This is a genomic window from Virgifigura deserti (genome assembly GCA_003576685.1).
Taxonomy (GTDB): Bacteria; Pseudomonadota; Alphaproteobacteria; order Dongiales; family Dongiaceae; genus Virgifigura; species Virgifigura deserti.
The window spans coordinates 1-14372 of sequence record QOZR01000002.1 but is presented as its reverse complement, the minus strand read 5'-3'; the positions used below and the strand labels follow the sequence as shown (position 1 = coordinate 14372).

13 protein-coding genes and 1 pseudogene are annotated in these 14372 nt (G+C 66.8%); 6 read left to right on the top strand and 8 right to left on the bottom strand.

The window, feature by feature from the left end; all coding sequences use genetic code 11:
- Positions 1-38 precede the first annotated feature (38 nt).
- Positions 39-923, top strand: a complete 885-nt coding sequence (locus DT069_RS03510) for an alpha/beta fold hydrolase (RefSeq protein ID WP_119458906.1) — start codon at positions 39-41, stop codon at positions 921-923.
- Here the strand turns inward: DT069_RS03510 and DT069_RS03505 are convergent.
- The 4 genes from DT069_RS03505 to DT069_RS03490 all read right to left on the bottom strand — a co-directional run bounded on the left by DT069_RS03505 (position 920) and on the right by DT069_RS03490 (position 6367).
- Positions 920-1729: an ATP-binding cassette domain-containing protein gene (locus DT069_RS03505; RefSeq protein ID WP_119458905.1), complete on the bottom strand. Its 810-nt coding sequence runs from the start codon at positions 1727-1729 to the stop codon at positions 920-922. The two genes, DT069_RS03510 and DT069_RS03505, sit on opposite strands and share 4 nt — an antisense overlap.
- Positions 1722-3674, bottom strand: a complete 1953-nt coding sequence (locus DT069_RS03500; RefSeq protein ID WP_119458904.1) for a dipeptide/oligopeptide/nickel ABC transporter permease/ATP-binding protein — start codon at positions 3672-3674, stop codon at positions 1722-1724. The genes DT069_RS03505 and DT069_RS03500 overlap by 8 nt, the downstream gene beginning before the upstream one ends.
- The gene (locus tag DT069_RS03495) at positions 3674-4621 is read right to left on the bottom strand and encodes an ABC transporter permease (RefSeq protein WP_119458903.1); all 948 of its coding nucleotides are present in this window, start codon (positions 4619-4621) and stop codon (positions 3674-3676) included. Before DT069_RS03495 ends, DT069_RS03500 begins: the two co-directional genes overlap by 1 nt.
- Positions 4622-4789: 168 nt before the next feature.
- Complete coding sequence (locus tag DT069_RS03490) at positions 4790-6367, bottom strand: ABC transporter substrate-binding protein (protein WP_425449977.1); 1578 nt, start codon at positions 6365-6367, stop codon at positions 4790-4792.
- 148 nt (positions 6368-6515) lie between these two features.
- Between DT069_RS03490 and DT069_RS03485 the strand changes: the two genes are divergently transcribed.
- Genes DT069_RS03485 through DT069_RS03475 form a run of 3 tightly spaced genes read left to right on the top strand, consistent with a single transcriptional unit; the run spans position 6516 to position 9290 of the window.
- Positions 6516-7358, top strand: coding sequence for a FadR/GntR family transcriptional regulator (locus DT069_RS03485; RefSeq protein ID WP_162912961.1), 843 nt, complete (start codon positions 6516-6518; stop codon positions 7356-7358).
- Between the two features lie 4 nt (positions 7359-7362).
- Positions 7363-8634 (top strand): M20 family metallo-hydrolase, encoded by a 1272-nt coding sequence (locus DT069_RS03480; RefSeq protein WP_119458901.1) that lies wholly within the window; start codon positions 7363-7365, stop codon positions 8632-8634.
- Positions 8631-9290 carry a DUF1028 domain-containing protein gene (locus DT069_RS03475; RefSeq protein ID WP_119458900.1) on the top strand — a complete coding sequence of 220 codons (660 nt, stop codon included), beginning with the start codon at positions 8631-8633 and terminating at the stop codon, positions 9288-9290. The genes DT069_RS03480 and DT069_RS03475 overlap by 4 nt, the downstream gene beginning before the upstream one ends.
- An 18-nt stretch (positions 9291-9308) precedes the next feature.
- Here the strand turns inward: DT069_RS03475 and DT069_RS03470 are convergent, their stop codons facing one another.
- The 3 genes from DT069_RS03470 to DT069_RS03460 form a co-directional block, all read right to left on the bottom strand.
- On the bottom strand, positions 9309-9848 hold the full coding sequence (locus DT069_RS03470) for a hypothetical protein (RefSeq protein WP_119458899.1): 540 nt from the start codon (positions 9846-9848) through the stop codon (positions 9309-9311).
- A 110-nt stretch (positions 9849-9958) separates the two neighbouring features.
- Positions 9959-11182: a 5-aminolevulinate synthase gene (gene hemA, locus DT069_RS03465; protein WP_119458898.1), complete on the bottom strand. Its 1224-nt coding sequence runs from the start codon at positions 11180-11182 to the stop codon at positions 9959-9961.
- 208 nt (positions 11183-11390) lie between these two features.
- Complete coding sequence (locus DT069_RS03460; protein ID WP_119458897.1) at positions 11391-12782, bottom strand: aspartate aminotransferase family protein; 1392 nt, start codon at positions 12780-12782, stop codon at positions 11391-11393.
- Positions 12783-12979: 197 nt separating this feature from the next.
- On the opposite strand from DT069_RS03460, the gene dapB reads away from it, so the two are divergent.
- Both dapB and DT069_RS03450 read left to right on the top strand, forming a co-directional pair.
- Entirely contained in the window at positions 12980-13780 is an 801-nt protein-coding gene (dapB, locus tag DT069_RS03455; protein ID WP_119458896.1) for a 4-hydroxy-tetrahydrodipicolinate reductase, read from the top strand.
- 166 nt (positions 13781-13946) lie between these two features.
- Entirely contained in the window at positions 13947-14222 is a 276-nt protein-coding gene (locus tag DT069_RS03450; protein ID WP_162912960.1) for a hypothetical protein, read from the top strand.
- A 25-nt stretch (positions 14223-14247) separates the two neighbouring features.
- Here the strand turns inward: DT069_RS03450 and DT069_RS03445 are convergent.
- A pseudogene (locus DT069_RS03445) lies at positions 14248-14372 on the bottom strand (mannose-1-phosphate guanyltransferase); the annotation flags it as partial.

Below are 14372 nucleotides of genomic sequence, written 5' to 3'. Positions count from 1 at the left end.
TCTCTCGAGAACTGGCGAACGGAACCGGAGCAAGACGCATGCTCGATGATTTCGAAGACCGTCGTGTGACGCTGGATGAGGCGGAGATTTATCTGCGCATCGGCGGCGAAGGGCCGCCGCTCCTGCTGCTTCACGGCTATCCGCAGACGCATCTCGTCTGGCACGCCGTCGCGCTGGTGCTGGCGCGGGAGTTCACGCTAGTCATGCCCGATCTTCGCGGCTATGGGCAGAGCAGGGGACCCGCGCCGGATCCGGAGCATCGGAACTACGCGAAGCGTGCGATGGCGCGCGACATGGTAGCGCTGATGGACTCGCTCGGCCATGAGCGGTTCCTGTTGGCCGGCCACGACCGCGGGGGGCGGGTCGGCTATCGCCTCTGCCTCGACCACCCAGGGCGCGTCGCGCGCTTCGCCGCACTAGACATCATCCCGACCCTCGATACCTGGGAAGAGATGGACGCGGACAAGGCGCTGGGGACCTATCACTGGCCTTTCCTCGCCGTGCCGGCGCCGGTGCCGGAGCGGCTCATCGGCGCCGATCCCGACTTCTACATCAGGCATCTTCTGGACCGTTGGGCGGGGCGAAGCGATGCGCTTGACCCCCGCGCGGTGGCTGCCTATGTCGAGCAGTTCCACCGGCCGTCGGTTCTCTCCGCGACCTGCGAAGATTATCGGGCGGGCGCCACGCTGGACCGCGCGCACGACCGCGAAGACCGCGATGCGGGGCGCAGGCTCGACTGCCCCGTTCTGGTGATCTGGGGGCGCGGCTATGCCGCGAGCAAAGCGGCGTCGCCCGCCGAGGCTTGGCGCCGGTGGGCGGACGAGGTGCAGGAGGTCGCGCTCGATTGCGGCCACTTCGTCGCCGAGGAGGAGCCGCAGGCCTGCGCCGCCGCGCTTGGCGGCTTCCTCAGGGGATCTCTTTAGCGCTGAGAGTGCCGCCTGCCCGGCACCGGGACGGAGGCGAGCAGGAGTTTGGTGTAGTCGTGGGCCGGCCGGCGGAAGATGTCGGCCTTGGAGCCCTCTTCGACCACCTTGCCGAAATACATGACCGCGATCCGGTCGCAGATGTTCTCGACCACGGCCAAATCGTGGGAGATGAACACATAGGTGAGGCCGAGCCGTTGCTGCAAGTCCTTCAGCAGCCGCAGCACTTGGGCCTGGATCGAGACATCGAGGGCGGAGACCGGCTCGTCGAGCACGATCAGCGCCGGCTCGGCGGCGAGCGCCCGGGCGATGCCGATGCGCTGGCACTGCCCGCCGGAGAACTCGTGCGGATAGCGGTCGACGAACTCCGGGCGGAGGCTGACGAGGCGCATCAGCTCCGTGACCCGCGCGGCGCGTTCGGCGCGGCTCATGCCGAGCAGGACCTGAAGCGGCGCCTCCAGGATCTGGCGCACCGTCTTGCGCGGGTTGAGCGAGCTGAGTGGGTCCTGGAACACGAGCTGCACCTTCCGGTGGAAGTCGAGCCGGTTCTCTCGCTTGCGCTCATCGACCGGCTTGCCGTCGAGGATGATGGTCCCGGCGGACGGTTCGAGCAGCCCCACCAGCATGCGGGCGAGAGTCGACTTGCCGCAACCGGACTCGCCGACGATGCCGAGCGTGCGGCCGCGCTCGACCCGGAGCGAGACGCCGTCCACCGCCCGGACCAGGGGCTTGAGGCCGCCCAGCAGGCGCCGGCCGCCGCCGAAGCTGCGGCAGAGGTCGCGTGTCTCGACGACGACGTCAGGCATCGGAACTCTCTTGGTCGCTTTCCTGGGCTCGGATGCAGCGGGCGGCGCGACCGTCGCCGAGCCGGTCCAACGGGATTTCGCCGTGACGGCAGGCGTCGAGCACCAAGGGGCAGCGCGGTGCGAAGGCGCAACCCGGCGGCAGGCGGTTGACCGCGGGCGGGAGGCCCGGGATCGCGTCGATCGACCGCTCGGGCTCGCCCAGAATCGGAACGCAGGCCATCAGCCGTCGCGTGTAGGGGTGGCGCGGATCGGCGAACACCGCCTCGACCGGTCCTTCCTCGACGACGCGGCCGGCATACATCACCAGGATGCGGTCGCAGAGCTCCGAGACCACGCCGAAATCGTGGGTGATGAAGATCAGCGCCGCCCCCCGCTCGCGGCGCAGCTCGTCGAGCAGTTTCAGCACCTGGGCCTGGGTGGTCACGTCGAGCGCTGTGGTCGGCTCGTCGGCGATGATCAGGTCCGGGTCGTTGGCCAGCGCCATGGCAATGCCGACCCGCTGCCGCTGGCCGCCCGACAGCTCGTGCGGATAGGAGGCGAGCCGCTCCTTCGCCCGCGGGATCTGGACGCGCTCGAAAAGTTCCAGCGTCCATTGCCGGGCGCGGCCGCTGTCGAGGTTCTGGTGGCGTCGGACGGCCTCCGTCACCTGCTCGCCGACGGTCAGCAGCGGATTGAGCGTGGTCAGCGGGTCCTGGAAGATGTAGGCGATCCGGTTGCCGCGGATGTCCTGCAGGCGGCTCAAGGGGGCGCCGATCAGGCTCTCGCCCCGGAACCGGATGTCGCCACCGACGATCCGCCCCGGCGGGGTCGGGACGAGACCGAGGAGCGAGAGCGCCGTCACCGACTTACCGGAGCCGGACTCGCCGACAATCCCGACCGCCTCGCCCGCGGCCACATCGAAGCTGACGCCGTTCACGGCGCGGAAGACCGCGCGGCCCATCACGAAGTGGGTCTCGAGCCCCTGTACGGACAGAAGCGGTGCTTCGGCCGCGTTCGGCGCCCCGGCTGCGGGTCGGCCGGCCGACGCATCGACGGCCGTTACCGCCATCGGGCGTGCGAGGGCACCCGACTTCAGCCGCGGGTCGAGCACATCGCGCAGGCCGTCACCGAGCAGATTGGTCCCGATCACCAGCAGGAGGATCACGAGGCCCGGAATGGTGGCGACGTGGGGCGCGGTGACGATGAGCTTGCGCCCGTCGCCCAGCATGCTGCCCAGATCCGCCTGAGGCGGCTGGGCACCGAGGCCGAGGAAGGACAGGCCGGCGGTCTCCAGGATCATCCAGCCCAGCGTGGTCGACATGGTGATGACGATCACCGGCAGGACGTTGGGGAAGATTTCGCGCGCGATGATCCGCGGATTGGACATGCCGCAGAGCCGCGCCGCGTCGACATATTCGCGGGTCACCAGGCTCACCGTCGCACCGCGCACCGCGCGGGCGAAGAACGGGATGTTGACCAAGGCGATCGCGACCATCGCGTTCAGCAGGCCCGGCCCGAGCACGGCGACTATGGCGAGCGCCAGCAGCAGATAGGGGAAGGCCATGAGCATGTCGATCCCGCGCATCAGCAGCGTGTCGGTCCAGCGACCGTAATAGGCGGCGACCAAACCGATCAGCGCGCCGATGGCGGTCGCGACCAGCGTCGCGGCGATACCGACGGCCAAGCTCACGCGGGTGCCCCAGATCAGGCGGGAGAGGATATCCCGGCCGAGCTGATCGGTGCCGAGCCAGTGCCCGTCGCTGAAAACCGGTTGCAGCCGGTTCGCGACGTCGGTGGCGTTCGGGTCGGCCAGCGGCAGCAGCGGGGCCGCCGCGGCGATCGCCGCGATCGCGACGACCAGAACCAGGCCGAAGGTCGCCAGGGCGTTCCGGCTCAGCCGGTTCCAGGCGCTCGGGCGGCTTCGGGGCGGCGCGTCGCCGGTCTCGTCGAGGGCAAGGCTGGTCATCAGACCTTCACCCGCGGATCGAGCGCCGCCTGGAGCACGTCCGCCAGCAGATTGATCAGGACATAGCAGGCCGCGACCACCAGAACGCCGCCCTGCACCAGGAGGATGTCGCGGGTCGAGATCGCCGTGACCAGCATGCGGCCGATCCCCGGCCACTGGAACACGCTCTCGATATAGACGGCGCCGCTCAGGACGAAGCCCGTCTGAATCCCGATGATCGGAATGATGTTCACCAGCGCGTTCTTCAGGGCGTGCTTGTAGATCACGCGGCCTTCGCGCAGCCCCTTGGCGCGCGCGGTGCGGACGTAGTCCTGGCGCAGCACCTCCAGCATGTTGGCCCGGGTGAGGCGCGCGACCACCCCCGTCGCCACCACGGCCAAGGTCAGGGCCGGCAGGGCCAGATGGTGCAGCAGGTCCAAAAGGCCGCCGTCGCCGAACAGGGCGTACATGCCGCCGGTCGGGAACCACTCCAGCCGCACCGAGAACCAGAGGATGAGGACGATCCCGAGAAAGAAGGATGGCGTCGAAATGCCGATCAGCACCAGCAGCGTGACGAGCTTGTCCTGCCAGCCATATTGCTTCACCGCGGCGACCACGCCGCCGAGCACGCCGAACAGCGTGCACAGCGTCAAGGCGGCGCCGGCGAGGATCAGCGTCGGCACGAGGCGGTCGATCACCTCGGCGGCCACCGGACGGTTGAGCGAGTAGGAGCGGCCGAGATCGCCTTCGAGAACGCCGCCGAGCCAGGTCAGGAACTGGACCGGCAACGGCTTGTCGAGCCCGAGCTCTGCGTTGATCCGGGCGACGTTCTCCGGCGTTGCATAAGCACCGAGGATGGCCGTGGCGGGATCGCCCGGGATCAGCGAGATCACCAGAAAGACGATCACCGAGATGCCGAGCAAGACGGGGACCGTGAGCAGCAGCCGCCGAACGATATAGCCCATCATGGCAAGGCCCTCTCCGTGCGCGAAGGGCCCCCACCCTAACCCTCCCCCACCTGCGGCGGGGAGGGAAATTCCTGATACTCCCTCTCCCGCCCTCCGGCTTCGCCGGCAACGAAAGGAATCGCGGGCTGCGCCCGCAGGCGGGGGAGGGTCGGGGGTGGGGGCGGGACGCTACTCCTTCGCCGTCTTATGCAGCAGCAGAAGGAACGACGGCTGAAGCTTGAAGTTCTTCACCCGGCTGCTGGTCACCGCATTCTGCTTCCAGTTGGCGATGAAGGCCCAGGGCGCGTCCTCATAGACGATCGCCTGCATCTCCTTGTAGAGCTTCGCCCTTTCCGCCTGGTCCGTGGAGGTCCGGGCCTTCTCCAGCAATTCGTCGACCTTCGGGTTCGAGTAGTAGCCGGAATTGAACCCGCCATTCTCCGGCCAGGCATCGGTGCGCAGCGCAAGATAGGGCAGCGTGTCCGGAGAGTTGGTCATCCAGGCCATCTCCGCCATGTCGGCCTTGCCTTCAAGGCCGGGATTGACCTTGCCGAGGAAGGTATTCCACTCATAGGTTTCGATCTCGACATTGAGGCCGACCTCGGCCAGATCGGCCTGGATGGCCGTGCCCATGGCAATCGGGGCGAGCATACCGGAGCCGCCCTCGGTCACGTAGAAAGTCAGGTCTGCGCCCTCCGCGCCGGCCTCGGCGATCAAGGCGCGCGCCTTCTCCGGATCGTAAGGGTAGGGCTCCAGGGACTCGTTATAGGCCCAGGCAAAGGCTGCCGGGATCGGGCCGGTGGCGACGGTTGCGGTGCCCTGCAGGACGTTCTCGACCAGTGCCCTCTTGTCGATCGCGTAGTTGACGGCCTGGCGCACGCGCTTGTCGTCAAACGGCGCCTCCTTCATGTTCAGGATCAGGAACCAGAGATGCGGACCGGCCTGCTCGTGGATGACGAACTCGTCGGACTGCGCGAAGGTCGCGATGTTATCCGGCGGCACCTCGACCATCAGGTCGATGCCGCCCGACAGCATCTCGCTGACCCGGGCGTTGGCATCGGTGATCGGGCGGAAGACGACGCCCCGCAGCGGCGGCGCGCCGTCCCAATAATCCTCGTTGCGCTCGAGGGCGACCTGGCGGTTGCTCTCCCAGAGCGCGAACTTGAAGGGGCCGGTGCCGACCGGGTTGCGCCCGAAATCCTTCCCATACTCCTCGACCGCGGCAGGCGAGACCATCAGGCCGGTCGGATAGGCGAGGTTCGACAGAAGCGGCGCATAGGGCTCCCCCAGATGGAGCGCGACCGTGTACTCGTCGACGACCTCGGTCTCCTCGATGGCGCTGAAGAAGAAGGCCAGCGGGAAGGGGCCGGTGTCGTGATGCGGATGGTCTTCCTTCAGCATGCGGTCGAAGTTGAACTTGACCGCCTCTGCGTTGAACGGGGTGCCGTCGTGAAAGGTCACATCCTCGCGGAGCTTGAAGGTATAGACCGTCCCGTCGTCGCTGATCTCCCAGGATTCTGCGAGGCCGGGCACGACCTTCAGGGTCCCGTCGGCATAACGGGTCAGGCCGTCATAAACGTTCACCAGAATGCGGAAGTCGTTGACGGCCGTCACCGTGGCGGGGTCCAGCGACTTGGGCTCGGCGATCTGACCGACCACCAGCACATCCTCGGGAATCTGCGCCTCTGCCGTGACAGCGGAAAGCGCGAGGCCGATGAGCCCGGCAGCTGCGGCCAGATATTTCGCGACTCTCGTCCTTTGTGTCATGCCCAGTTGCTCCTCCTCCGTTCGAGCCATCATTGCCCCGCGCGTTCCTCCACGCGGTTCTCATTTCAGGAAATCCTTGTCCCGGAGAACAGCCTGTGTCAACATTTATCATTATAAATAGCATTATTATGATTTAGGTATGGAGCGCATGAGCAAGCCGCAGCGCAGCCCCCTGCCGAAGCGTTCGGACTGGGTGGCCGAGCAGATCAAGACATGGATCGCGGTCGAAGGGCTATCGCCGGGCGACCGCCTGCCGCAGGAGAAAGCGCTGATCGACCGCTTCGGCGTCAGCAAGGGTACCATCCGCGAGGCGCTGAAGTCTCTGGAGGTTCAGGGGCTGGTGCGAATCTCGACGGGTCCCAAGGGCGGCGCGTCGGTGGCGAGCGTCTCGGCCAACCGGTCAACCCAGCTCCTCGCCAACTACTTCTATTTCCAGGGCCTCACGCTCGAACAGGTCTATGCGGTCCGCAAGCTGCTCGAGCCAGAGCTGGCTGCCTCGGTGGTCGATCGCCTGACCGAGGCCGATTTTCAGGCGCTGGAAGCCTCCATCGGGCTATGCAGCTGCGGGCCGGCCGACAAGCGGACGACCTATCGTCAGCGTCAGGCCGAGCTGGATTTCCACGATGTGCTCGTCAATGCTTGCGACAATCCGCTGCTGGCCTTCAACTGCCAATTCATGAATTCGCTGCTGCGGGACTGCACGGTCTTTCGCAAGCTTTACGCCGATCCGGATCATGGTGACGTGCCGAGCCGCGTTCACCAATTGGCCGAGGACGGGCTGTCCGCGCACCGGAAGCTGCTCGAGGCGTTCCGCAGGCGCGATGCCGAGGAGGCGCGTCGCCTGATGCATGACCATATCGCCAAAGCCGAGCGGCACATGATCGCGCTGGAGGCGGTGATCGAACGGCGCTTCATTGACGAGTCCCGAACCGTCGATTTTTCCGATCGATCCCGCGGTGCGAAGGCGAGCGAATCACCGAAGGAGAGTTAAGCCGATGGAAGAAACAGAACCGAAAATCGCTGCCGCCGGGGCCGTCGACGAAGGGCGGCTGTGGGGGCGGCTGATGGCGTTGGGCCAGATCGGGGCCACGCCCAAAGGCGGGGTCAACCGCCAGGCGCTCTCCAAGGAGGACGCCGAGGCGCGCCGTCGCATGGTCGCCTGGGCGCAGGATCTCGGCCTCGCCGCCAGCGGCGATGATGCGGGCAACCTGTTTCTCCGTCTCGAGGGTACGGATCCGGCGGCCGCGCCGGTGCTGACCGGCAGCCACCTGGACAGCCAGCCGACCGGCGGCAAGTTCGACGGTGCCTATGGCGTGCTCGCCGGTCTCGAGGCGCTCGAGGCGATCCAGGCCGCCGGCCTGCGGCCGCAACGCTCCATCGAAGTGGTCGCCTGGACCAACGAGGAGGGCAGCCGTTTCCAGCCCGGCGCCATGGGATCGGCCGTGTTCGCCGGCCAGATGAACCTTGCCGAGCAGCTTGCCGTGACCGACAGCGACGGCATCACGGCGGGCGAGGCGCTGCGGGATTTCCTCGCCGCTACCCCCGATCTGTCGCGTCGGCCGATCGGCTTTCCCCTGGCCGCCTATGTCGAGGCGCATATCGAGCAGGGGCCGCGGCTCGAGGCCACGGGCAGGCCGATCGGTGTCGTTGGCGGAATCCAGGGGCTACGCTGGTTCGCGGTCGAGGTTCTGGGCGAGGCGGCGCATGCCGGGACAACACCGGTGAGCATGCGCAAGGATGCGCTCATGGCCGCCGCGGCTATGGTCACCGCGCTGAACGAGGCCATGGCCGATGCCGCCGACACGGTTCGCTTCACCGTCGGCCGCTTCGAGGTCTCGCCCGGCTCCCCCAACACGGTGCCGGCCCGGGTCTTCTTCACGATCGACTTCCGCCACCCCGACGCGGCGGTGATCGAGCGGCTGACGAGCCGGATCGAGCCGATCTGCGCGGACCACGCCGGCGGGTGCGCGGTCAAGGTCACGCGGACGAGCGATGTCCGGCCGACCCGCTTCGACCCGGCCGTGATCGATACGGTACGCCGCTCCGCCGATGCCTTGGACCTCCCTGCCATGGAGATGATCTCAGGGGCGGGCCACGACGCGATGCATCTGGCCGAGGTTTGCCCGGCCGGCATGATCTTCGTGCCATGCGAAGGCGGCGTCAGCCACAACGAGGCGGAGAACGCGAGACCGCGCGATCTGGCCGACGGCGCCCGCGTCCTGGCGGCCACGTTGATCGATCTCGCGGGGGCCGATCTCGCGGGATGAGCTATTCGATCGTGGCCCTGGACCGGGCGACCGGTCATTTCGGGGTGGCGGCCGCGACATTCCATATGGCGATCGGCTCGCTGGTGCCGCATGCCCGCGCCGGCGTCGGGGCCGTTGCCACCCAGGCGACGACGAACCCGTTCTATGGTCCGCGCGGGCTGGATCTCCTGGCGGATGGCCGGCCGGCCGAGGTCGTGGTTCCGACGCTGGTCGAAGCGGATGAGGGACGCGACCATCGCCAGGTCCATGTCATCGACCGGCAGGGGCGCACGGCCGGCTGGACGGGACGGGAAACGGAGGCCGTCACCGGCCACCGCGCCGAGGACGGTTTCTCCGTCGCCGGCAACAAGCTCGCCAATGAGAGAGTGCTCGGCGCCATGGCCCAGGCCTACCGCGGCAATGCCGGCCTGACATTCGCCGACCGGTTGCTGGCGGTGCTGGTCGCCGGGGAGGCGGCGGGCGGCGACAAGCGCGGCCGACAGTCCGCCTCCCTTCTCGTGGTGGGAACCGAGGACTATCCGCTCGTCGACTTCCGCGTTGACAACCACGCGGCCCCGCTCGTCGAGTTGCGAAAGATGCTCGACCTGTCGGCAGGCGATCACTACCGGAGCTTCCGTGCCCAGCTTCCCACCCGGGACAACCCGTTCAATTTTTGACTTGCCGAGGGGCGGGCGTTACAGCCGGTCCTGAAGCGCGCGGAACCAGTCGAGGCGGCCCTCGACCTCGCCGATGTCGTGATCCAGCCAGGGCACCAGATGCCCCGGGTCGCCGGCATGGTGCTGGCGCAGATCGGTCAGGCGGGCCAGCTCCCTTTCGCAGATGTCCGCCAGGATTTCGGCCTGAAGCTGCTGGTCTGCGGGGTCCAGCAAGTGGAGGAAGCGCATCTTCAGCGCGATGATCAGCTTGTTCACCTCCCCGATGGGTCCGCGCAGATTGGCGGTCAGGAGGCGGCGCAGCTCGTCCCGACCGGCTTCGGTAATGGACAGAACGGCCGTCTCGTGGTCGGCGGCCTCGTCCTCAGCCTTGACCAAACCTTCCACCCGCAGCAGCTCGAGGGACGGCCCCATCAGCTCCAGCGACGGGCCGACGATCCGGCTGCTGAAGTGGCGCACCTCGCTGGCCAATTCCGCATAGGATTTCGGCGCCTGCGCTAGGATTCCCAGCGCCGCCAGGCGGACCGACTCGCTCGGAATCAGGCTGTTGTCCTTGTACATCTCCGCAGTCCTTGGCTCCGCGACGGGATGATGGAAGCGGAATCGTTCGCTATTCGAAGGCCGGCGTCAAGAGGTCCAAATTGCCTCAGCCGCCTTGGCGCAGCTGCGCATCAGGCGGCTGCTGAAAGCCCGAGCCGCTGCCAGACCTGGGCCATGGCCTCCACCAGCTCCGCCATCATCGCGTCGGTGTGGAACGGCGTCGGCGTCAGGCGGAGCCGCTCGGTCCCGCGCGGCACGGTCGGGTAGTTGATCGGCTGGACGTAGATCCGATGCGACGCCAGAAGCTCGTCGCTTGCCTGCTTGCAGGCTCGCGCGTCGCCGACTAGGACAGGAACGATATGGCTTTCCGAAGGCATCACCGGCAGGCCGGCCTCGGCCAGCAGGCGCTTGCAGGTTGCGGCGCGCTCCTGATGCAGGGCGCGCCTAGTGTCGTCGGTCTTCAGATGGCGAATGCTGGCCAGCGCCCCGGCGGCGATCACCGGCGGCAGCGCCGTGGTGAAGATGAAGCCGGAGGCGAAGCTGCGGATCACGTCGACGAGCGCCGTCGAGCCGGCGATATAGCCGCCCATCACGCCGAAGGCCTTGCCGAGGGTGCCTTCGATCACGGTCAGCCGCTGCATCTGCCGCTCGCGCTCGGCGACGCCGCCGCCACGCGGGCCATACATGCCGACCGCATGAACCTCGTCGAGATAGGTCATCGCGCCATGCCGCTCGGCCACGTCGCAGATCTCGGCGATCGGCGCGATGTCGCCGTCCATCGAATAGACCGATTCGAAGGCGACCAGCTTCGGCCGGCCCGGCGCCACCGAGGCCAGCAGCTCGTCGAGATGTGCGACGTCGTTATGGCGGAAGATGTGCTTCTCGGCGCGGCTCGCACGGATGCCCTGGATCATCGAGGCGTGATTCTGTTCGTCCGAGAAAACGACGCAGTCCGGCAGCAGGGAGGCCAAGGTGCCCAGCGTCGTCTCGTTCGAGATATAGCCGGAGGTGAAGAGCAGCGCCGCTTCCTTGGCGTGCAGATCGGCGAGTTCCCGCTCGAGAAGGACATGATAGTGGTTGGTGCCGGAGATGTTCCGCGTGCCGCCGGCCCCGGCGCCGCAGCGCTGAAGCGCCTCGGTCATGGCCGCGATCACCGCCGGATGCTGGCCCATACCGAGATAGTCGTTGCTGCACCAGACCATAACCTCTTCAGCCCCGCGTCCGGATTTTTCAGGCGGGTGGTGCAGAGCCTTCGGGAAAGCACCGGCGCAGCGTTCGAGATCCGCGAAAACGCGGTAACGCCCCTCGGCCTTGAGGCCCGCGATCGTATCGCGGAAGAACTGCTCGAAATCCATATTGATCCCACTATAGCGCGGGCAGCGCCTTACACGCTAGGCCACAACCGTAAAATGACCGTGAACCGGCCGGGAGGGAATGCGTCACGCTGCCGCGCCCGGCTGCGACGGTACAGCCATTTGCTGCCCTAGAACCACAGAGGCACAGAGAAAAGTTAATCTCTATGTCTCTGTGGTTTTCACCTTTTCGACAGTTTCTGGGCGATTGTCACGCCACCGAGCGCAGCCCCTGGTCCTGTACCCAGGTGGCGGTGTCGTCGAGGGCGCGGCCGAACCGGTCGAACATGTCGGTGATCTCGGCTTCGGTGGCGATCAGCGGCGGGCAGAAGGCCACGCTGTCGACAATCGCCCGCAGGATCACGCCATGTTCCTGGGCGCGGCCGACGGCGTAGGAGCCGACGGCCTGCTTCGGGTCGAAGCTCTCCTTGGTCGCCTTGTCCTTGACCAGCTCGATCGCGCCGACCAGGCCAACGCCGCGCACCTCGCCGACCAGCGGGTGATCGGCGAACCGCTGCAACCCCTCCTGGAAGACGGGGGCAAGGCGGCGGACCTGCGCGACGATGTCGCGCTCTTCATAGATCTTCAGCGTCTCGAGCGCGACCGCGACGCTCGCCGGATGGCCGGAATAGGTGAAGCCGTGACCGAAGGTGCCGAGCTTGCCGCTGTTGTCGCGGATCGCCTGATAGACCTTCTCGTTGATCATTACCGCGGCGATCGGCAGATAGGCGGAGGAGAGCTGCTTGGCGACGGAGATGATGTCCGGCTTCAGGCCATAGGTCTCGATGCCGAACATGCTGCCGGTGCGCCCGAAGCCGGTAATCACCTCGTCCGCGATGAACAGGATGTCGTATTTCTTCAGAACGGCCTGGATTTTCTCGAAATAGGTCCGCGGCGGGATGATCACGCCGCCGGCGCCCTGCACCGGCTCGGCGATGAAGGCGGCCACCGTGTCCGGCCCCTCGTCGAGGATCAGTTTTTCCAGGTTGGCGGCCATCCGGCTGGCGAAGTCTTCCTCCGACTCGCCCGGCAGGCCGAAGCGGTAATGATGCGGACAGTCGGTATGCAGGATGTTCGCGATCGGCAGGTCGAAGTCGATATGATTGTAGGGCAGTCCGGTCAGGCTGGCCGCCGCGACGGTGACGCCGTGATAGCCCTTGAGTCGGGCGATGATCTTCTTCTTCTCCGGCCGGCCGATGGCGTTGTTGTAGTACCAGACCAGCTTGACCACAGTGTCGTTGGCTTCGGACCCGGAATTGGTGAAGAAGACCTTCGACATCGGCACCGGCGCGAGGCCGATCAGCTTCTCGGCGAGGTCGATGGCCGTATCGTGCGACTTAAAAGTGAAGGTGTGATAATAGGGCAGCTTGCGAAGCTGTCGCGTTGCCGCTTCGACCAGCCGCTCCTCGCCGAATCCAAGAGAGGTGCACCACAGGCCGGCCATGCCCTCGATATAGGGCTTGCCGTTCTCGTCATAGACATAGACGCCCTTGCCCTCGGTCAGCACCAGCGGGCCCTCGGCCTCGAGCTTTACCGCATTGGTATAGGGGTGCAGGTGGTAGGCGATATCGCGCGCGCTGGCGGAATTGCTCAGCTGGGTCATTCTTTCCTCGCTTGGGTCGTGATGGGGCGATCGTCGACGCCCGCGCCTGTTTGGAAGCCGCGCCTAATATCCGCCTTGCCCGAAGCGGTGTCAAAGGGGCGCCGAAGCGACCGTCGAGCGTCCGGAATGCCCGCCGAAGGAAAGATTGAACGGGAGCCCGGTTCGGGTAGTGTTCGGTGAAAGAGGGAGAACGCGACATGACCATCAGAATTTGCATTGCCGGGGCGACTGGCTGGGTCGGGCAGAGCCTGGTCGAGGCGGTGGCCGCCGCCGAGGATCTGGCGCTCGCCGGCGCTGTGGCGCGCAAGGGAGCGGGGGAGGATGTCGGGACGGCCCTGGGGCGCGAACCCGTCGGGGTCGCCTTGTCGGCGAGTGTCGCGGACGCGCTTGCCGTGCCGACCGACGTGCTGATCGATTATACCCATCCCACGGCGGTGAAGGCGCATGTCCTGGCCGCGGTGGAGCGAGGCGTCGCCGCGATCGTCGGCACGTCGGGCCTCACCGCCGCCGACTATGACGAGATCGACCGGGCGGCGCGGGATCGGGGCGTCGGCGTGGTCGCCGCCGGCAATTTTTCGCTGACGGCGACGCTGCTGCAGCATTTCGCCCTAATCGCGGCGGCACATGTGCCGGAGTGGGAGATCCTTGATTACGGCAAGTCGACCAAGCCGGATGTGCCGAGCGGCACGGCCCGGGAACTGGCCGAGCGCCTCGGTCAGGTCGGCCAACCGCCGCTCGGCGTGCCGCTCGACAAGCTGGTCGGCCCGAAAGAGGCGCGCGGCGCCGATATCGGCGGAAGCCGCGTCCATTCGATTCGGCTGCCAAGCTATGTGCTGTCCTGCGAGGTGGTGTTCGGGATGGCGGGCGAGCGCCTCAGCCTGCGCCATGACGCCGGCAGCAGCGCCGAGCCCTATGTCGCTGGCACGCTGCTCGCCGCCCGGCGCGCCGGTGCCATTACGGGTCTGGTGCGCGGGCTGGACAGGTTGCTCTTCGGATAGAACGCGGCGTATCCCATCTCTATCCCGCCCGCCACCTAAGGGCGCCAACTGCAGCGGTCGCGAACCTATATGTTGAATGATAGCCGCTTTGCGCAATCTGTGCGGTCCACGGTTGACCGTGGCCGGCCGGACCGAGGCTTTCGGACAACTCACGGGGACAGTGACCATGCAAGTCAGGGTTTTTGACCAGCCGGAGACCGACACCACCGTCGCGATGACGAATCAGGAGATGGGCCAGAGACGGGAGGCAGGCCCGATGCTCCGCGACGCCGCCGTCGCCGCGAACGCCGCGTGGCTCATCGTCGCCGTTTTCTATCTCATGGCGGAGGGCGCGTCCGGGAGTGGAAGCCTTTTCACATTCCTGCTCGCGGGTATCGGTTTTCCGCTCCTCAACCTGCTGACGGTGCTCCGGAGCGAGTCTGCGGAATGGTGGGAAGATTGACGCGGACCGGTCGACCGGATGAGGCTCAACTCCGCCCGTAGGTATCCTCGAGTCGGACGATGTCGTCCTCGCCGAGATAGGCGCCGGACTGGACCTCGATGAGGTGGAGCGGCTCGTCGGTCAGGTTCTCCAGGCGGTGGACGGTGCCGA

Coding starts and splice junctions, on each gene's coding strand:
- DT069_RS03490 (WP_425449977.1), bottom strand. CDS start 6,367: ATGACACAAAGGACGAGAGTCGCGAAATATCTGGCCGCAGCTGCCGGG.
- DT069_RS03485 (WP_162912961.1), top strand. CDS start 6,516: ATGAGCAAGCCGCAGCGCAGCCCCCTGCCGAAGCGTTCGGACTGGGTG.
- DT069_RS03505 (WP_119458905.1), bottom strand. CDS start 1,729: ATGCCTGACGTCGTCGTCGAGACACGCGACCTCTGCCGCAGCTTCGGC.
- DT069_RS03475 (WP_119458900.1), top strand. CDS start 8,631: ATGAGCTATTCGATCGTGGCCCTGGACCGGGCGACCGGTCATTTCGGG.
- DT069_RS03460 (WP_119458897.1), bottom strand. CDS start 12,782: ATGACCCAGCTGAGCAATTCCGCCAGCGCGCGCGATATCGCCTACCAC.
- DT069_RS03480 (WP_119458901.1), top strand. CDS start 7,363: ATGGAAGAAACAGAACCGAAAATCGCTGCCGCCGGGGCCGTCGACGAA.
- DT069_RS03500 (WP_119458904.1), bottom strand. CDS start 3,674: ATGACCAGCCTTGCCCTCGACGAGACCGGCGACGCGCCGCCCCGAAGC.
- DT069_RS03495 (WP_119458903.1), bottom strand. CDS start 4,621: ATGATGGGCTATATCGTTCGGCGGCTGCTGCTCACGGTCCCCGTCTTG.
- dapB (WP_119458896.1), top strand. CDS start 12,980: ATGACCATCAGAATTTGCATTGCCGGGGCGACTGGCTGGGTCGGGCAG.
- hemA (WP_119458898.1), bottom strand. CDS start 11,182: ATGGATTTCGAGCAGTTCTTCCGCGATACGATCGCGGGCCTCAAGGCC.
- DT069_RS03470 (WP_119458899.1), bottom strand. CDS start 9,848: ATGTACAAGGACAACAGCCTGATTCCGAGCGAGTCGGTCCGCCTGGCG.
- DT069_RS03450 (WP_162912960.1), top strand. CDS start 13,947: ATGCAAGTCAGGGTTTTTGACCAGCCGGAGACCGACACCACCGTCGCG.
- DT069_RS03510 (WP_119458906.1), top strand. CDS start 39: ATGCTCGATGATTTCGAAGACCGTCGTGTGACGCTGGATGAGGCGGAG.